Below are 19,038 nucleotides of genomic sequence, written 5' to 3' on the forward strand. Positions count from 1 at the left end.
ACGGGCGGGGCCGCACGGCAATGATTTCAAACAAGCCGAATCGCAGCAAGATCTATGCCGCGCCGCGCGGATCCGACGCGACAGATGTTCGCAGTGTCCTGGAATCGGCCGGCAAGAGCGCGAAGGGCGGATCGCGGCTCACGCCCTTGCTGTGGCGTGGGCGAAGGTCACCTCGATCAGCGTGCCGGTGCGGCCGCCGGTCCGGATCTGGAATTTGGCGCGATTGGCTTCGACCAGCGCCTTGGTCAGCGACAGGCTGACGCCGCCGGAGCCGGCCTGATCTGATGGCGTCGGGGCGCGGAACGGCTCGAGCGCGGCGGCGACCTCGTTGTCGTTGAGGCTCTGCCCGGTGTCGCGCACGCGCAGCATCACCTCGCCGAAATCCGACAGCGCGGTCGAGACGATCACCTGGCCGCCGGCATTGGCGAGATGGATCGAGTTGCCGATCAGGTTCAGCGTGATCTGGCGCAGCGCGCGGGCGTCAGCGACCACAGGCGGCAGCGTGTGGGCCAGCGAGGTGCGGATGATGATGCGCTCGCGGTTGGCCTGCGGCTGCATGACCGCGACGCAGCTCTCCACCATCTCGTTGAGATTCTGGCTGGCGAAGGCGAGGTCGAGCTTGCCGGTCTCGATCCGCGACAGGTCGAGCAAATCGTTGACGATCGCGATCACCCGCTCGCCGGAAGCGCGGATGTCCTTCATGTATTCGACATAGCGCTCATTGCCGAGCGCGCCGAAGCGTTCGCCGATCATCACCTCGGCAAAGCCGATGATGGCGTTGAGCGGCGTGCGCAGCTCGTGGCTGATCCGCGCCAGCATGTCGGACTTGGCGTTGGCGGCGCGTTCGGCGAGCCGCCGCGCCTCGCGCAATTCGCCTTCGCTCTTCTTGGTCTGCGAGAGATCACGGAACACCGCGAAGAAGTTCGGTCCGTCGGCGCGGGTGCGGCCCATCGTCACCGACAGCGGGATGATGCCGCCCTGGCGGACGCGGCCGAGCGTCTCGCGGCCATGGTCGAGCAGGCTGGCGACGCCGGCCGATTTCAGGCTGGCGAGATAGTCGTGGATGCCGTGCTGGCTTTCCGGCGCGAACAGGTCGGCGAGCTTGCGGGTGACGAACTCGTCGCCGTCATAGCCGAACAGCGCCTCGGCGCTGCGGTTGCAGGAATGGATGTTGCCCTCGGCATCGAACATGATGATGCCTTCGGCCGCGGTGTCGAGGATCGCGCCGAGCTCCTCGGCGTCGGCCTGGCCGGCCTGCGGCTCAGCCGGCGCAAGCAGCGGCTCGGCGGCGGCCGCAGGCTCCGGCTCGGACAGCGCCGCGGCGATCGCAGCATCCTCGTCCAGCGTGCGCGAGAAGATCAGCGCCAGCGCGGAATCGTCGTCCCAGGTGATGGTGTGCAGCCGCGCCTCGGCGGACACCGACTGCGCGCCGTGCTCGGCGCTCTGGTTCGCGGAGATGGTCACCGGCGTGCCGGTGCCCGACGTGCTGCTCGCCTGCGAGACGCCGGGCTCGACATAGAGCGCGTCGAGGCCGCCGGCGGCTTCCAGCGCGTGCAGGCTGTCATGGCCCATGCGCGAGAGGAAGGCGCGGTTGGCATAGAGCAGGCGGTCGAGCCGGTAGATCAGGATGCCGACCGGCAACAGATCGAGCAGCGCGCGGTCGCGCCGGGAGTCGGCGCGCGGCGCCGGCTCCGCCGCAGCCAGCCAGCTGGCCTTTGGTGTTTCCGCCGGTGTCTCCAGCTGCGCGACCGCCTCTTGCGCTGGCGCCTCTGCTTGCTGCGGCGGTTCGCTTGCGGGCGGCGCTTCGGCGACCGGCTCGGCCGGCACGCTGTCGTCCGTCGTCGCGGCGAGGCCGGCCTCGTTCTCGAGCCGCGCCGACAATTGACGGGCGAGCTCGTTGAAGGCGTTGTTCTCGACCGGCGTCAGCGACGGCGGCCGGGTGTCGCCGGCGGGACGGAACGGCACCACATTCGGTGGCGGGTCGTGACGCACTTCGTGCGTTTCCTCGTGCGTTTCCACGGCGTGATCCGGATCGGCTCGGTGTGAAGTCTCTGCGGCTGTCGGCTCGGTCAATTCCTCGGGTGGTGCTGCTGCGGTCGTGTCGGGCGGCGGCTCCGCGTGCGGCGGAGGATCGTCCTGTGGCGCGGCGGGCCCGGGCGGCGCAACGGTGCGCGGCGCCGGTGCGACATCGGCCGACAGCGATTGCGGCGCGACCGTGCCGCTGAAGAACTCATAGCGGCGCAATGCGGCGAGTCGCGCAAGCCCGTCGAGGTCGCGACACACACCAAAGCCGCGGTAGCCGGCGAAATTCCTGGCACGATCGAACACCGGCAGGCCGGACAGTTCGACCGGCAGCCGGCCGCCACCGTCGACCGGCCAGTGCAGCGTGATGCCGCTCCAGGTGTCATGGCTGGCGAACGCCTGCATCACGCGGCCCTCGGGATCGAGGCCAAAACTCTCGGCGATGTCGCTCCACAGCCGGCCGAAGCCCGCCGCGGTGTGCAGGCCGATCAGGCGGGTGAATTCATCGGAGCCAAGCGAGAAGCGGGCCTCATGGTCCATCTGCCACATGAAGCGCAGCGGATGGCGCCGCACCGGCAACGGCTCGTCGAGCCATGATGGTGGTGGCACCGGCGCCAATGTCGCGGGCTCCGGCTCGGCGGCAGGCGGCGGCGCGGGCGCATCCGCGATCGCATAAGGCGAGGGGGCGGGATCGGCCGGGGGCGCCGATATTTCCGGCGCGTGCGTGCGTGCCGTCTCTGCGAGATCAGGCGCAGGCTGTTCGACCGGCGCTTCAGCGGGTGCTTCGATCAGCGCTTCCGACAGCGGCTCCTCGACGGCGGGGCTTTCGTCGGGCGTGGTGTCGAGAGGTGCAGTCTCGACGGGCGTCGGCTCTGAATGCGTGAGTTCTGCCGACGCAAGTGGCGGGGCAAGAGGCGTAGGCTCTTCGATCTGCGCGCCGTCCGGCACTTCGATCAGTGCTTCCGACAGAGGTTCCTCGGCGGCAGCTGTTTCGTCTTGCGTGGTGTCGAGAGCTGCGGTCTCTACGTGCGCCGCCTCTGCTGCCGCGGCAGATGGAGCAGCATTCTCAGGTTCGGATTTGGCCGCGCTGACGATCGGCTCGATCGTGACGCGCTCTTCCAACTGCGGATCCAGCGCGTCGAACAAGGCGATCGGTGCTGCGCTGGCCGTCGCGGGCGCTTCGTCATGCGCAACGGCCTGTTCTACAACTGCAGGTGCTGGCGGCGGCTCTACGGCCATGGCCTCTTGCTGCGCTGGCGCTGCGGGAGCCGGTGCTTCGCGCGCCGGCGTCTCCGGCTCAACCGGCGCAGGCACGATCGGCGCCGGCCTTGCGGCGAGATGCGCCGCCGGCTTGATCAACGCGACCAGCGCGCGATCGGCGCCGTGCCCGATCCGCTGCAGCACGACGCGGCCGATCGCAACGCTCGCCGCCGCGCGGCCCTGCGCCAGCGCCTCACCGCGCGCGGCATCGAGACCGGCTTCGGTGAGGTCGTGCAGGCGGGGCAGCGTACGCGCCGCCTCATTGGTTGCGACCAGCAGTCCGTTGCTGGTGAAGGCGGCGGCCGGACGCGGCAAGCCCTGCAGCAGCCGCTGCAGGCGTTCCGCGAGCGGCATGCCGCGGCCGGTCGCGTTGAGCGCCGTCATCAGGATGCCGTGGCTGCCGTCCGGCAGGTCGATCCGGGCGCAGCCGCAGGTCGCGAGCATGCCGGGCGCAGCGCCGAAGCCGCGCAGCCGCTCCAGGCGGACCGCGCCATTGGCGTTCAGGCTGTGGCCGAGCCGCGCGACCTGGCGGCGGTGCGGATCGGCCGGGCCGAAGCCGCGCTTCGCCAGCTCGGCGCCGTTGGCGGCACCGAATACCTGCGCGCCGACCGGATTGGCCCAGAGAATCCGCGCGCCGTCGGCCGCCCACAGCCATGCCGGCAGGGCGCCCGTCGCATGATCCGCCAGCCTGACATCGCCAAGCGCCTGGATCTGGAATTCCGCGTCACTCATCACGCAAGATTTGACCGCATGGGTTTGGCTTTCTTCCTTAAGCTCAGCCGAAGGCCCGGCAGCCGCAGGACGACAGCCTTAACAGAAGGTTAGTATCGCAACTGGGGGGCGGCAGGTCCATGTCCGCAGCGAAACTGCCCCCGCCAAAGCCGGGATAACGTTAACTCGGCTGAACGATCCACAGCCGTTTGGCGTTGTCGGACAAAGAGAGGTTGCTGCGAGCCGCGCGATGCGGAACCAGGCGGCGCCGCGTCACACCTGCGATTGCAGTGCCACGATATATATTCTGCCGTCTATCTTGCCCTGGGCCCGCAGGGCCAAGCGGCGGGCCGATCAGCAAGCGAGGGAGAGCGACCATGAGCGACAACGGGCGTGACCATTTCGAGATCCCCAAGTTCGAGATTCCCAAGGATATGCGGTCGATGGCGGAGGCGAGTTTTGAGCAGGCGCGCAAGGCGTTCGAGCAATTCGTGACCAACGCCAAGGACACCGCCGGCAAGATCGAGGAGCGCAACGCCACGGTGCGCGCCGGCGCCAAGGATCTTTCGACCAAGGCGCTGTCCTATGCCGAAAAGAACGTGCAGTCGTCGCTGGACTACGCCGAGGCGCTGCTCAAGGCCAAGGACCTCAGCGACGTCATGCGGCTGCACAGCGAATATGTGCAGGGCCAGATGCGCTCGCTCGCCGAGCAGGCCAGCGAGATGGGCCAGGCCGTCAGCCGGGCCGCGATGGACGCGGTCAAGCCGAAGAACTGACGAGGCGCATTGGCCGCGGCCGACCCTGGCGCATTCAGCCTCGGTCGGCCGCGGTAATCTTTTGTTCCGTCAGATAAAAAATGTGGCGTCGCACGCGATCTTACGTTGCGTTGCACAAAATTGACATGATATGGGTGTTTATTAGGCGCGCCCGACGAAGGGCGCTCCCGTGAATCAAGGCAGCGTGATCCATTTCAGCGCTCCCGGCCTGATGGGCTCCGGGACGTCCGCAATGGTCACATCTACTCACCCGTTGCGAAGGATTACACGTATGACCAACCCGTCCGATCCGTTTTCCGCCTCGATCATTCCGTTTGAAGTTCCCGAGCAGATGCGCGCGTTCGCCGAGAAGGGCGTTCTGCAGGCCCGCGACAGCTACGCCAAGTTCAAGGACGCTGCCGAGACCCACAACTCGACGGTCGAGGCCGTGTTCACCTCGGTGAGCAAGGGCGCCAGCGAGTATTCGGCCAAGCTGATCGAGTTCTTCAAGGCCAACACCACCTCCTCGCTCGACTTCGCCCAGGAGCTGTTCAGCGTGAAGTCGCCGACCGAAGCGGTCGAGCTGTGGACGTCGCACGCCCGCAAGCAGTTCGAGACCTACACCGCGCAGGCCAAGGAACTGGCCGAGCTCGGCCAGAAGGTCGCCAGCGAGACCGCCGAGCCGATCAAGGCCAGCGCCTCGAAGTTCTACAAGCCGGCCGCCTGATCGCTGCCGTTTGGGAAACCAGCGAAAGGCCCGGGCCGAAGCGGTCCGGGCCTTTTTGCTGGACGCGGCCGTCGAACGGCCCGACATAACAGCGGAAATCGGCGCGTTACGGCCTTGCCAAAGCGCGGCGTTGCACCTAGTTTCCGCCCGAAATCGCCGCCCCGCTTGAGCGGGCCGCGCGTCAGGATGCAGTTGTAGCTCAGTTGGTTAGAGCGCCTGTCTGTGGAACAGGAGGTCGGTGGTTCGAGCCCACCCAACTGTACCATACAAATCAATAACTTAGCTAGGTGTGATTGTCTCCATGGGGTTTGCTCCTTGGAGAAAGTATTGACCAGGACATTGACCTAATTCGATCTCACAGGGGCGCTCTGCGGTCGTAGCCCTCGCTTCTCGCCAAGCAAGCTTGGCTTGCGATGCTCGGGTGCCGCACTCCTTCGCTTCGCTTCGCTCGCTCCGTCGCACGCTACTCCCTTGACGCTCCTCGCTGCGCTCGGTCGCTGAACCAACTGAGCTACAACTGCATCCTGACGCGCGGCCCGCTCAAGCGGGGCGGCGATTTCGGTTCGACAACCAACCTTGCTGGCATTCTTTTTGCCGCTCTTTTGTTCGGCCGCAGGCCGCGTAAGGCGCTCTTCCGTCCCGGCGCAAGATCCAAAAGCACCAAAGGGAGGACAGTCAAGGTTGACCGGCACGCTGGAGCTGAACCTTGCTCGGTGCTTCCAGGTCGGCCTTGACTTTCCGAGTGTGGTGCTACGGTTGACCGAAGGGACGACAGGGAGACGACAGATTGCGGCGGCGAATGCTAGGGGCAGGGTGCTTGTGTCTCAGTTTGGATTCTGACGGAGGGTTATTGAATCCTCGACTCCAGAATTGTCACGGCCGCCATTTGTTCGGTCTGTTTGTCGACATTGGTTAGCGCGCCATCCACGAGCCAAGTCGGCGCTCCCTCTCTGATCATCATTGATCTAAGTTGTTGCCGGTCGTTCTGACAAGCTTGCACCGCTACCTTTACGAGAAATTCTGCGGAGTCCTTCGAGGGAGCGTATCGCGTGGCTTGAGCCACGACGCATCGTTGATAAGCCTGCACAAAGGGTTTCGCTGCTAACGCTATCTCTTGATCGGTCTTCTGTTGAGGCCATGCTGGTGACGCGGCAAGCGAGACAATCGCACTTAGGCCCAATCGAAAGCTTAAAGGTCTTAGAGATTTCATAGTTCGTTGGACAGTTCGGATTCGGGTGTGATGATAGGAAGCCGTGTTGGTGACCTCCAAGGGGAATGCTTCCGGTTGTGCTGAGAGATCCATCCTAGGGGGTAGCAGGGGGAAGGGGTACCCTTGCTTAAGCGTATCAAGCCTTAAAAATTGCTGGCAGAAATTCCCAAAAACAGCTCAATGGTCGGGAGACGATCATTCCATTAGCTGATACGCGCGGTGACTTTATAGCCGCGCTCCTCAAGACAGCGGCTCACCGGCGCTCCCATCTGGATGAACCCGCCGTTGCGGGCCTGGTCCTGGCAATCAGCGAGGTCGTTCGCATACTTGCTGGCATCGACGCCACGCATGTCCACGGACGGGGGGGTGTTGACCGTATTGATCGCGCAGCCACCAATGGCCAGCGCGATCGGCAGCAGAATTCCAAATTTCACTTCCAGATACTCACTTTCTCAAAGCTCCGGTGGCATATAGCGAAGCGTCTCGTCGTCGCACTATTGCTCCTGCCATGCGCGGAAGCCTGCTTCAAGGAAGTCTTTAGTCGGCATGCCGCCCAGTTGCGGTCAACGTTCCGAAAGTGCCCAGTGGACCGAAGGTCGCACGTAGGCGTGGACGACAAGAACAGACTAAGTGGTCATAGGCAGGGTTTATTTGGCGCGTAGCGCCGTTAGGGAGCTTCGCTCCAGCGCTCAAGTCGTCAACTTTTGATATAAGGGTCTATATCAACTTCTGACGACTTTGCCGGAAAGACCGTTATCCATATTTCGTCGTCCGTACCTGCGTGGTCTCAGAGCTCTTTGGCCAGGCCGCGTAAGGCGCGATCCATCTTTGGCCGAGGCGTGTCTACAACCTTGAAGGCGCGCCTACTTTCGTTCGGGCGAACCACCATCTACCCGATACATAATGAACGGAGGGATTGATGCCGAACAGGAAACTCTCGCCCGAAGGCGAAGTCATCGCCGCCTATGGTGCGGCCATGGTCGCGGCATTCCAAGTTCTCATCAACTGTCTTGAGGAAAGCGACGCGCTTCTACCAGGACAGTTTCCGGAGGCGCTTGGCGTCTATATGGAAATGGTGAAGAGTCGAAAAGGTGGCGTCAACGACATGGCGCTCGCGGTGCTCCACGACATTCGGGCGGCTACGCTGGATTAGGCTTTCGGCCCAGTCGCCACTCTCTAATCTCTCAATGTGACCCAGCTAACCGCGCTTGTCTTGATGAACCGCAATATGGGTGTGAAGAGAATCACTCCCGACAAACCGGTCCAGATCACCAGCAGGAGGGTGTTCCAGACGGCGAAGTCGTAATTGAGCCAATACGCGCCGTAGTAGAATCCAAGTCTCCCCAACCAAGAATCGTCAAAGCTTTCCGCCTGTCCTATGCAGCGCATGAAGGCCGGACTTCGTTCGACTTCTCTTGTGTCCTCCGAGAGGCGCGACGCCAGCCTTTCGTTCGCGAGATCAAAGCCAAGGGTCGAGCTATCGCTTTGGTCCCCACGCGCACTTAATTGCTGACGGGCGACCTGGAGATGGCACGAATAAAGGTACCGCTCATCCCCACCCGAAGCGACCTGCACCTTGTACAGAACCAGGAGTGCATAGGACGCAAAGACGGCAGTAGCGGTGAATAAAGGAAGCCATAAAATGAAGGCGATGCGCTTCCAGGGCCGATCAAGTCTTCGCTTTATCCTCTCCCACACGGTGCCCCCTCCAGCACGAAGATAGTGGTTATCGTTCGATAGGGACTATATTCCCTAGAGCTTATATGCCCGATGCTGCTCGATCTCGCAATGCGGGATTGGTGCGGCATATTCGGGCGCAACGTTCGGCGCATTCGTCAGCAGCGTGGACTGACTCAGGAAGAGCTGGCGTTCGAGGCTGAGATTGACCTAACGTATATGGGTGGGATCGAGCGCGGAAGACGAAATCCGAGTCTTCGAGTTATGGGCCGGATCGCCGAAGCTCTATCCGTGCCCTTGACGAAACTTCTCTCGGATTAGGCCTGACCTGAAACTGTAGTACCTGGCGGTAGATTTATCCGAGTAAGGCGGCCCCTGGCCGGAATTCGCCATGGGCGTACTCTTTCTCACGTTTGCTTCGGCTTTGCCGAGACCTGCTCAGTTGGGATCTCTCTGCCCAGCATGCGGCAATAGCCACGCAGTAATTCTGCGGTCTTCCGATCATGTCCGTAGTCGGCTAATCCTCACTTCCTTGATACGGCTTCATGCATCGCGAACTGCACCCTTACCAAGGCCCCGATGGTCGTTCAGGATTGCCACGGCTTCTCCACCTTACCGCGAGCGAGAAAAGAAGCGAGGTTCGCGGCCGTCTTGGGTGAGGTCCTACCTGTCGCGGCGTCCGACCTTAGTCGAATTAGCCCAAGACCGAGTGCAAACTTGCATTTGACTGTCGTAAAGGTTGTGGCAGCTTGGAACCTGGGGGGCGCCCCTAAGGGCTTATAAATCGATACAAAGAACGCAAACGGCGGGGCTGGCCTTGAGTTCAATAGATAAGAAAACACTGAGCGAGATCGATGTCTGTGACCTCTTTATAACCCCGGCTATCAAGGATGCTGGTTGGGATCCGATATCGCAGATTCGGCGGGAAGTGACGCTTGCTCCCGGCCCTGTAGTCGTTCGAGGAAACGTAGCGAGTCGCAATAAGAAGAAGAAAAAATTCGCCGACTATGTTCTCTACAAGGAAGTTGGCGTTCCTTTAGCTGTGGTGGAAGCGAAGGACAACAACCACACCGTCAGCCACGGGTTGCAACAGGCTCTTGGCTACGCTGAGATACTCAATGTCCCCAGCGCATTCAGTTCGAATGGCGATGCCTTTGCGTCCCACAACAAGGTGCCCGCAGCGGGAGAGGACATCGAGACTCAATTTTCACTTCAAGTGTTCCCAGAACCGAGCGTCCTTTGGTCTCGATACAAGAGTCACCGCGGCATCAAGGATCAGGAAGAACCGTTAGTTCTTCAGCCATTTCACGAGGACGCATCGGGAAAGGAACCGCGCTATTACCAAGCTGACGCCATCAATCACGCAATCGAGGCGATTGCGGCTGGTCAGAGGCGCGTGCTGCTGGTTATGGCTACCGGGACCGGTAAGACCTACACGACCTTTCAAATAATCTGGAGACTCTGGAAGGCCGGAAAGGTTAAACGAGCACTCTTCCTTGCAGATCGAAACATCCTAATCGATCAAGCATTGATTAACGACTTCAAACCGTTCGCTGGGGCCATGGTGAAGGTCACCGGTCATAAATTCGATCCGGCTTTCGAGATTCATCTCGCGCTATATCAGGCGATAACCGGCACCGCAGAGGAAGATAAGTCCTTCAAAAAATTATCGCGGGAATTCTTTGACCTTATTGTTATTGATGAGTGTCATCGCGGCAGCGCGGCCGAAGATGCTCAATGGCGCGAGATCCTCGATTACTTTTCCGGAGCCGTGCAAATCGGAATGACGGCAACTCCGAAGGAGACGAAGTACGTTTCCAACATGTCGTATTTCGGGGAGCCGGTTTACACATACAGTCTCAAGCAAGGAATCGAAGATGGATTTCTAGCGCCTTACAAGGTGATCCGGATCGACATCGATAAGGACATCGAGGGTTGGACGCCCCCGCCCGGAATGGTCGATGACCTTGGGCGCGATGTGCCGCAAAGAGAATACAATCAAGCTGACATGGATCGCATTCTAGTTCTGAATCAGCGCACTCGGCTGGTTGCGCGGCGTGTCATGCAGTATCTCAAAGCAACGGACCCCTACGCAAAAACGATTGTCTTCTGTGAGGACATCGATCATGCCGAACGCATGAGGGCGGCGATTGTCAATGAGGCCGGTCCGCTTGCAATCGAGCACCCGAAATACGTGATGCGTATCACTGGAGACAGCAACGAAGGGAAAGCAGAACTAGACAACTTCATCGACCCTCAGAGCCGTTTCCCAGTCATTGCCACAACGTCGGAGCTAATGACAACCGGAGTCGATGCGCGCACGTGCAAGCTGATTGTCTTAGATAAGACGATCAACTCGATGACGACATTCAAGCAAATTATCGGGCGAGGCACGCGGATACTGGAAGAGTACAACAAGTTCTTCTTCACGATCATGGACTTCAAGAAGGCCACGACGCTCTTCAATGATCCAGATTTCGACGGTGAGCCCGTCGTGATTTGGGAGCCTGACGATGACGACGATCCTGTGCCTCCCGACCCTATTGGCGGGCCAGAGGATGATGGAGAGGACGACGAGGGCGATGCCGGCGGGGAGCAGAAGGTTTACGTGAGCGGCGTTCCTGTCCGGATCATTGGCGAGCGTGTCGAATTCCTTGGCGCCGACGGCAAGCTGGTGACAGAGTCGTACCGCGAGTTCGCGAAGAAGCAGGTCCGGGCCGAGTTCTCGTCTTTGAATGATTTCATACGCCGTTGGAACGCGGCAGATCGAAAGCAAGCAATCGTTGATGAACTGGAACAGTATGGGGTCAGCCTGAAGAATCTAGCCGCGGAAGTCGGTAAGGACCTGGATCCTTTCGACCTGATTCTTCATGTAGGCTACGACCAACGCCCGCTCACGCGAAAGGAACGCGCAGAAAAGATTCGTAAGAGAAATTACTTTGCTAAGTATGGCCCGGCCGCGCGTGCTGTACTTGAGGTTCTATTGGACAAGTATCAGGATGAGGGAGTGGTTGACCTGAATGATCCGAACATATTGCGGATTGCTCCGCTTTCTAGCATGGGTACTCCGGTCCAGTTGGTGAAGGGATTCGGCTCTCCGTCGGATTTCGAATCTGCGGTAAGAGACCTCCAAAATACGCTCTATAAGGATGTCGGCTGATGTCAGTGAGAAACTTGGTCAAATCCGTGCAAGACATCATGCGGCAAGACGCAGGTGTTGACGGTGACGCCCAGCGGATTTCGCAGCTCTGCTGGATGTTCTTCCTGAAGATCTTGGACGATCAGGACCAGGAACTGGAGCTCCTGAATAAGAAGCATGCTTCCCCAATACCTAAAGGTCAGCGTTGGCGGGATTGGGCTTCAAATCCGGAGGGCATTACCGGCGACAAACTTCTCGATTTTGTAAATACCGATCTCTTTCCGGCGTTGAAATCCTTGGAAACCAGCGGGCCGGGTGGTGCGAAGCGTGCTGTTGTTCGCGGCGTGTTCGAAGACGCCTACAACTACATGAAGTCTGGCCAGCTGATGCGCCAAGTGATCAATAAGATTCAGGAGATCGATTTCAACGACCTCGCTCAACGACAGCACTTTGGAGACATCTACGAGCAGATTCTGAATGACCTCCAAAGCGCCGGAAATGCTGGTGAGTATTACACGCCTCGTGCGGTGACCGCTTTCATGGTTGACAGGGTCGATCCTAAGCCTAGTGAAACCCTGCTTGATCCCGCATGTGGAACCGGTGGATTTTTGACGTGCTCTCTCGCCCACATGCGCAAGCGCTATGTAAAGCGTCCGGAAGACGAAGCTCTTATGCAGAGCAGCCTTCGAGCTGTCGAGAAGAAGCCGTTACCGCACATGCTCTGTGTTACGAACATGTTGCTGCACGGAATCCAGAATCCTAACTTCGTTCGGCACGATAATACGCTTAGCCGCCCTTATGCCGATTACGGGCTCTCCGACCGAGTTGACGTCGTCCTGACGAACCCGCCGTTCGGTGGAAAGGAAGAGGACGGTATCGAGAACAATTTTCCGAGCCAGTTTAGGACGCGTGAAACTGCGGACCTGTTCCTAGCGCTGATAGTGCGTCTGCTGAAGCCGGGTGGACGCGCTGCGGTAGTGTTGCCCGACGGCACGCTGTTCGGCGAAGGCGTCAAGACACGGCTCAAGGAACACCTGATGGAGGAGTGCAACCTCCACACCATCGTTCGCTTGCCCAATTCCGTCTTCAGGCCCTACGCTTCGATAGGCACTAATCTCCTTTTCTTCGAGAAGGGCGAGCCAACGAAGGATATTTGGTTCTGGGAACACCGAGTGCCTGAAGGACAGAAGGCCTATTCGATGACTAGGCCGATCCGGTTAGAGCATCTGCAAGGCTGCGTAGACTGGTGGGGCGGGCCAAAGCGCAAGGGCCGAAAAGAGGGGCCTTTGGCCTGGAAGATTGCGCTCGATGAAGTGAAGGCACGCGGCTACAATCTCGACATCAAGAATCCGCACACAGTAGAGGACGACCACGGAAACCCAGAGGAGCTGCTGGCAAAGCTTACGGCCGCTGAAGCCGAGGCGATGGCGCTCCGGAACCAGCTGAAGGCGGTTTTTGTCGAGGCGCTCACACGATGAACGCCGAGCTTTTGCTGACGTATTATGATCGTATCGCTGGCGCGCGCGACGCGGTTCCGCGACTTCGGCGGTTTGTGCTAGATCTTGCAATCCGCGGAAAGCTCGTACCGCAGGACAGTGGTGACGAGCCGGCATCGGAATTGCTGAAGCGGATTGCGAAGGAGAAGGCCCAGCTCCTGGAGGCCGGGGAGATTAGAACCCGCAAGCCGATCCCGACCCTATCCGAAACACCATTCTCAATACCGGCCAACTGGCAGTGGTCGCAGCTTGCCGAAATCGGGGTTTTGAGTCCCCGCAATGAAGCGCCCGATGCGCTTGAAGTGTCGTTTGTGCCGATGCCGATGATTGCCGCCGAGTACGGCGTCGCGAACGAACATGAAGTTTGCCCTTGGGGCGATATTAAGAAAGGCTACACGCATTTTGCCGAGGGCGACGTTGGTCTCGCTAAGATCACGCCATGCTTCGAGAACGGCAAATCGACCGTGTTTCGACACCTCACGGGCGGGATCGGCAGCGGTACCACGGAATTGCATATCGTGCGCCCGCTATTCGTCAATCCGGACTACATCCTGCTGTTTCTCAAGAGCCCACACTTCATCGAAACTGGCATCCCGAAAATGACCGGAACCGCCGGCCAGAAGCGCGTGCCGGCTGAGTATTTCGCGCATTCGCCCTTTCCCCTCCCGCCACTTGCCGAGCAGCACCGAATCGTCGCTAAGCTCGATGAGCTGATGGCGCTATGTGACCGGTTGGTAACAGCGCGTGCTAACCGCGAGGCGACGCGCGACCGGTTCACGGCGGCGACTCTTTCTCGGCTCAATGCGCCGGATCCGGACAGCTTCCGTGACGATGCCCGCTTTGCGCTCGACGCCCTGCCGGCGCTCACCGCGCGCGCCGACCAGATCAAGCAACTGCGCCAAACCATCCTCGATCTCGTGTTTCAAGGGAGGTTAACCGAGCGAGGAAAGGAGGATGGCTCAGGCACTGATCTCGCGAAGCAAGTACTGGTTGGGATGCAAGGGAACAAACTCAAACAATCCCGCGCGCGCAAATTGGAAGTTCGTGAGGAAGCGAAATGCGAACCGGCTTTTGCAGCACCCGAAACTTGGGGTTGGATGCGCTTGGACTCGCTTTGCGACCAGATCGGCGACATTGACCACAAAATGCCTCGATCTGTCGCGGAAGGGGTTCCGTTTCTTTCTGCCAAGGATTTGAAGGATGGCGGCGAGCTGGATTTTAGCAACCCAAAGTACATTTCCGAAGACGATTTCAAGCGCCTTTCAAGAAAGATTTTGCCAAGGCGGGACGATATAATCTACTCAAGAATTGGTGCACGCCTTGGAAAAGCTCGGCTTGTTAAAGTCGATACAAGATTTCTGATTTCATACTCTTGTTGCCTGATCCGCCCGAAGCATCGTTTCATCGATAAACGATTTCTTCAGCTCTTTCTCGATTCTCATTTAGCGTTGAAGCAGGCGCACTCGGGAGTTCAAAGTATTGGAGTGCCAGACTTGGGGCTAGGCGAAATCAAGGCCTATCGTATCCCTCTTCCTTCTCTGGCCGAGCAGCACCGCATCGTCGCCAAGCTGGATGAACTGATGACGCTATGCTATCGGCTGGAGGCCAGCCTCACTACGGCCGACGAAACCCGCAGCTGTCTTCTTGAAGCGCTGCTGGCCGAGGCACTAGAGCCGGACGAAGAGCGCGAGCTTGAGGCAGCAGAGTGAACTCGCTGCTCGACAAGGCGCAGGAGGGAGCCGGGAAGCTGGCTTGAAATTGCTACAGCTGCGTGAGCACTCATTCTCCAAGGTGAGATTTTAGCTGGATCTGGAAAACTCTTTCCAGAGAGCAAAAGAAAACCCCAGGATCCTTGGCGGACTCCGGGGCTCTTTCTTTTTCTTCGTCGAAGGTCACAGATCTCGAAGCGGCCTCATGACCTAATAGGGTAAGGCTACGGTGCGGTTGCTTGGAGCCTTAGCACCAGACGAAGCCCGGCTCCTCCTGCCTAGGCGTGTAGCCAACCGAAGGTTGGCGTATGGAGACCTACGGTCCTTAGGAATAGGGAGGAGCTGTACGGTTGCGTGGTTGATGATCAGCCGTAGTCCCTGCTCCTTGAGCTTGGCTCCGAGGTCAGGATGCTTCAGTGACCTAGCGAGGTTGTCCGCTCTGATCGTCAGGCTGAGCAGGAGATCGGCCTTAGGGATGACTGTTCCGATCTTGGCCTTCGTCAGCGCGCTGAAGAGCTCCAAGGCTTTGCCCCTCACGTTCACAATTGGTCTCCAGTCTTCAATGCTGGAGTTAGGAAAGATATCGGCCATGAGCTCCTGGGGGATGCCTGTGCCTTTGGCGGTAGGGAAGACGATGTACAGGTGGCAATCCGGAGGGCATGTATCGCCAATGCAGTTGCGGACGTATCCTCTGCAAGCTGCCTGAAGGATGTGGTGAGCGATTTCTCCATAGCGGATGCTCAGGAGCTCGTCAGCTGACAACTGCTGATCCTTCGGGGCTCCCTTGGCCGCTAGTGCCGTAGCGACGTACTGCGCCGTGTTGTACTGAAGGATGCCAGCTAGGAAGACGTGCTTGATGTGCGCGTAGTCGTTCGTTGCTGTGTGCTTTCCGTAGTGCAGGAAGTGGACCCGATCAGGGTTCTTAACGAGCTTCCGGATCATGTCGGGCAGGCTTTTGATCTTCTTGAAATAGATGACCAGACACTCCTCTGTCTCAGGAAGTTCATTGATCGCCTTTGCGATGCCTTCGGCTAGAAGTTTGTCCTTCTGTCTCTTTTGCTGAGATCTCTTGCCAGCACCTTCGTTCCAGTGATGGATCGTGAAACCGGTGTAGTCCTTCTCCGGTGAGTACAGGGTCTCCAAACCCTTACGGTCTCTTGCCCAAAGCTCATACGTCTTCCGCTGTCTTCCTGATGCATCAAGGATCAGCATTGGACGAAGGTCATCCGGCAGGAAGTCTTGGTACTCGATTGTTGTCGTACCTTCCTTGTCTTTCGATATTCGGACCACACGGCCTTCAGAATTGAACAAAGCCTCTACGATATCGGAAGCGTCTTCGGCGTTATCGTGGACAGCCTGACGTGCGTCCTGCATTCCAATGCCGTACTGAGAAAACATCGGCATCTCGATGAGGTCACCGTCGTTTGCCTGTACGAGCGTCTTATTAGCAAAGTCATCGATTGCGTTCCCGAGGGCTCGGTTCAGACTGCCAAGGTCGGCAATGATTTTCAGTGTCTTCCATCTCTCTAGTGTGAAGATCGAGGACGGCAGAATGGCTTCATCCCAAATACGGACTTGCCTGGGTTTGCCCCGGTAGTAGAAGTCAGTCATGCTGATGAAGCTCAGCTGATGGAGCTGGGATTTCTTCTCTAGCATCTTCTGCGTCGTGAAAAGAACCCTGGCTTCCTTCGGATCATCGTTGCCTAAAGCGTTGTAGGCTTCATCCGATGAGATGACAGCGAAGGTTTGCTTATCCAAGCCCATACGCTCGACTAGGGTTCTGATCTCTTCGAGTCTGGACAGAAAGATAACAAACGAAACGTGATCGTACCTTGGAATTCCCAGCACGGCCTTTACGGTCTCGATTAGTGCCGTGGTCTTGCCGACACCGCAATCCATGAAGGAAGCGTAGAAGCTCTTGGTCCAGCCAAGCTGCCGTCTTTTGGTTTCAGGGGCGTCTTGGAGACGGCAGGCCATGCCTTCGATGGTCTTCACAATCTGCCGGAGGCCCTTCCATTGGTTATCGGATGGGTTGTGAGAAGATCCTTTCTTGCGATTGTTCTCGAAAGCTGAATGCATCCCGGCAAGGGCTTTGTCTTCGATTTCGTTACCGTTCACAGTCCAATCAAAGAAGACGGAATGCTTGGGTTCTGTCTTCGGAGCTTTCGGAGCTGAGCCTGCCTTTGGCAGGCGTGCTGCCTCTTGCCAACCATTCTCCCTAGCGATCTTGTAGACCGAGGTGATTGTGACCGGGTGGCTGGCGACCTTGAACGTTGTCCATTCATAGCGCTGCCGTTTGCTGTCGTACTTCTCCGATGACGAAGACCAGTCACGCCAGATGCCGTAGCCTTCACGTGATCCGTCTGTGGCATGGTGGAGCGCCATGCCGACCAGAAGCCAAGTCTCTCGGTCGTGGTTGTCGATGAAGGCTAGAGCTTCTTCGATCCTCGGCCTCTCTGCTGCCCAGTCGATATCTTCAGTATCTTCGTCTTCAACATCTTCGTCATCGTCTGTATCGATAATAGGCTGAAGCTGATCTTCTAGGACCTTCCTTGTTGCTTCGTCCTCCTCAGTCCATTTCCTGTAACCCTCAGGTCCGAGTACGGTCAATCGTTCGGTCTCTAGTTCGTCTAGGTTACTCAAGTTCAAGTTAGTCAAATTCGTACTCAAATAAGTCCGAGAGCGTTGATCAGCTGCGCCTGCTTCTGGGTCTTCTCCGGGATGTAGGCCCTGTCCCTGTGCTTGCCCTTTGCAGATTTTGCCAACTTTAGATTCTCGCGGCGTAGATCGAGGGAGTTATGATTTTTGAATCGGACTATCTGACCTTCCTGAGCGTCCATAACGAGACGAGCAATGCTGAGGTGCTTGTGAAGTGATCCCGGCCGATAGCGCCCGCTTACCAGGACGGCGTGATTTCTGAAGACCCAGCGATCTACAGGCACGCCTAGTCGGACGAGCTCGTTAAGATCGTCAGCATTGATCTTAGCCTCTAGGTTCGGGGATACGGGCACGGTGATGATGGTCGCAAGAGAAGAGCTTCGCTCCTGAGCTTGCTCGTCGATAACTGTCATTGGTGGTATAAATTTCTTTGGTCGTGAAAAAGACCGTCAGAGACGGTCGTACAGGGAGCGGGCTAGCTGATGCCAACCCGCCTGGAGCGAAGATTAGTTTAGCGCTGCTTCTGCAGGTTGCCTCCGTTGGAGTTCGCTAGAGCGAGAGGATCGGCTGCGGTGGTGGTTGTAACTTGGGGCTTATGAGCGTTTGCGGGGGCCCAGGCATCGGTTGGTGCCTGCTTGCCTCCGGTCTGAGCGTTAGCCATAGCGAGGGCTTCAGCGATGGAGACGGTCTTCGGTCCCTTCTGAGGCTCGAAACTAGTCTTAGCCGCCGTAGGCGGCGTACGTCCTTCGGATTTAGTTGCCATCGTAGAACTTTTCCTTTTCTTTGTGCGCGAGTTGATGGAGCTTGGATTGAAATGAGGGAGACCAATACTGGCGTGGGTCCTGGCGCCTAACCTGTTCGGCTAGGTCCCAAGAGCTTCGTTCATGCTTTTCGATTAGCTCCTGAGACTTGGGTTCGTTGAATAGGGAGATGTCTTCGTTATCGGTCATTCTTAGTTCTTATGTTGGTGGGTGAGAGCAGCTGCTTCGGCTCTCGGTAGATCGGTGAATGCACCAAGAGGCAGAAGGGCCCCATCCTTATGCAGGGACCAATGCCAATAGGGAGGAAGGCATCGAGCCTGATAACCGTTGGGTAAATCTTTGATCTTTCGGGCTCCATCTGGCTGTCTGGAAACTGGTGTGCCGGTTCGTTCCTCTTCCTCAGAGAGCTTTTGGATGTTGGCTCGGGTCACGACATCGCCCCGGCCGTAGGAGATGAGACCCTCGTGTTCGGAAAGCTGGATTAAATCGGACTGAAGCTCTCGCCTTTGATCGTCCTCGCTGGCCATCTCGAAGGGTTCTTTTTCTCGGTTTACTTTGACCATGATGGTCCTTTGTTGCTTTGTTGCGGCCAGCGTTGCAAAGATTGCTTTGTGGTGTTGGCCTGGGTGATAGGTGCGAAGCACCGTTACGCCATCTGCGATGGCTTGGCCCCTAATGGCTTTAGAGGCGGTCTGGATTCGTTGTTGCGTGGAGGGCTGTTGGTAGCCTGAAGGCGGAAAGATTGCTCAGACCGGCTCCAAATGGCTCTGTACGGCAATTGATTGCCTACGCCATTCCTGAAGTAAGCGGCAAGGAGACCCCGTCTGGCGGAGGAGGTGAACGATCGGCTATCGGCTGCTAAGTTTGTGAGCCGATGTGAGCTTCTATGTCTGCGCCTAGTTCTGGAACTAGA

Annotated in this window: 13 protein-coding genes and 1 tRNA gene; 8 read left to right on the forward strand and 6 right to left on the reverse strand. The window is 58.5% G+C overall.

The genetic code is table 11. The features are described 5' to 3' along the window. Positions 1-138 precede the first annotated feature (138 nt). Positions 139-4,014, reverse strand: a complete 3,876-nt coding sequence (locus ACZBJS_RS27210; protein WP_463439484.1) for a PAS domain-containing protein — start codon at positions 4,012-4,014, stop codon at positions 139-141. A gap of 356 nt (positions 4,015-4,370) precedes the next feature. Between ACZBJS_RS27210 and ACZBJS_RS27215 the strand changes: the two genes are divergently transcribed. From ACZBJS_RS27215 to ACZBJS_RS27225, 3 genes are all read left to right on the forward strand, one after another. Further along, positions 4,371-4,769: a phasin family protein gene (locus ACZBJS_RS27215; RefSeq protein WP_092085090.1), complete on the forward strand. Its 399-nt coding sequence runs from the start codon at positions 4,371-4,373 to the stop codon at positions 4,767-4,769. 271 nt (positions 4,770-5,040) lie between these two features. Further along, the gene (locus ACZBJS_RS27220; RefSeq protein ID WP_028336028.1) at positions 5,041-5,475 is read left to right on the forward strand and encodes a phasin; all 435 of its coding nucleotides are present in this window, start codon (positions 5,041-5,043) and stop codon (positions 5,473-5,475) included. Between the two features lie 188 nt (positions 5,476-5,663). After that, positions 5,664-5,740: transfer RNA gene (locus tag ACZBJS_RS27225), tRNA-His, on the forward strand. Between the two features lie 1,148 nt (positions 5,741-6,888). Here the strand turns inward: ACZBJS_RS27225 and ACZBJS_RS27230 are convergent. Beyond that, a complete protein-coding gene (locus ACZBJS_RS27230) occupies positions 6,889-7,119 on the reverse strand; it encodes a hypothetical protein (protein WP_463439485.1) in 231 nt (76 codons plus the stop codon). Positions 7,120-7,604: 485 nt separating this feature from the next. Here ACZBJS_RS27230 and ACZBJS_RS27235 point away from each other — a divergent pair, with 485 nt between their 5' ends. Continuing rightward, positions 7,605-7,838, forward strand: coding sequence for a hypothetical protein (locus ACZBJS_RS27235; RefSeq protein ID WP_463439486.1), 234 nt, complete (start codon positions 7,605-7,607; stop codon positions 7,836-7,838). A gap of 23 nt (positions 7,839-7,861) precedes the next feature. Here ACZBJS_RS27235 and ACZBJS_RS27240 read toward each other — a convergent pair whose 3' ends face one another. After that, on the reverse strand, positions 7,862-8,383 hold the full coding sequence (locus ACZBJS_RS27240) for a hypothetical protein (protein ID WP_463439487.1): 522 nt from the start codon (positions 8,381-8,383) through the stop codon (positions 7,862-7,864). A 90-nt stretch (positions 8,384-8,473) separates the two neighbouring features. On the opposite strand from ACZBJS_RS27240, the gene ACZBJS_RS27245 reads away from it, so the two are divergent. The 4 genes from ACZBJS_RS27245 (at position 8,474) to ACZBJS_RS27260 (ending at position 14,706) form a co-directional block, all read left to right on the forward strand. Beyond that, a complete protein-coding gene (locus ACZBJS_RS27245; RefSeq protein ID WP_463439493.1) occupies positions 8,474-8,683 on the forward strand; it encodes a helix-turn-helix domain-containing protein in 210 nt (69 codons plus the stop codon). Between the two features lie 505 nt (positions 8,684-9,188). Next, positions 9,189-11,522: an EcoAI/FtnUII family type I restriction enzme subunit R gene (gene hsdR, locus ACZBJS_RS27250; RefSeq protein ID WP_463439494.1), complete on the forward strand. Its 2,334-nt coding sequence runs from the start codon at positions 9,189-9,191 to the stop codon at positions 11,520-11,522. Next, a complete protein-coding gene (locus tag ACZBJS_RS27255; RefSeq protein ID WP_463439488.1) occupies positions 11,522-12,979 on the forward strand; it encodes a type I restriction-modification system subunit M in 1,458 nt (485 codons plus the stop codon). Before hsdR ends, ACZBJS_RS27255 begins: the two co-directional genes overlap by 1 nt. Then, positions 12,976-14,706, forward strand: a complete 1,731-nt coding sequence (locus ACZBJS_RS27260; protein ID WP_463439489.1) for a restriction endonuclease subunit S — start codon at positions 12,976-12,978, stop codon at positions 14,704-14,706. The genes ACZBJS_RS27255 and ACZBJS_RS27260 overlap by 4 nt, the downstream gene beginning before the upstream one ends. 210 nt (positions 14,707-14,916) lie before the next feature. On the opposite strand, the gene ACZBJS_RS27265 is transcribed toward ACZBJS_RS27260, so the two are convergent. The 3 genes from ACZBJS_RS27265 to ACZBJS_RS27275 form a co-directional block, all read right to left on the reverse strand. Continuing rightward, a complete protein-coding gene (locus tag ACZBJS_RS27265) occupies positions 14,917-17,316 on the reverse strand; it encodes a PriCT-2 domain-containing protein (RefSeq protein ID WP_463439490.1) in 2,400 nt (799 codons plus the stop codon). 56 nt (positions 17,317-17,372) lie between these two features. Beyond that, on the reverse strand, positions 17,373-17,777 hold the full coding sequence (locus ACZBJS_RS27270) for a hypothetical protein (protein WP_463439491.1): 405 nt from the start codon (positions 17,775-17,777) through the stop codon (positions 17,373-17,375). Between the two features lie 539 nt (positions 17,778-18,316). Further along, a complete protein-coding gene (locus ACZBJS_RS27275) occupies positions 18,317-18,769 on the reverse strand; it encodes a hypothetical protein (protein WP_463439492.1) in 453 nt (150 codons plus the stop codon). Between the last annotated feature and the right edge of the window lie 269 nt (positions 18,770-19,038).

Source organism: Bradyrhizobium sp. KZN70725 (genome assembly GCF_055264925.1).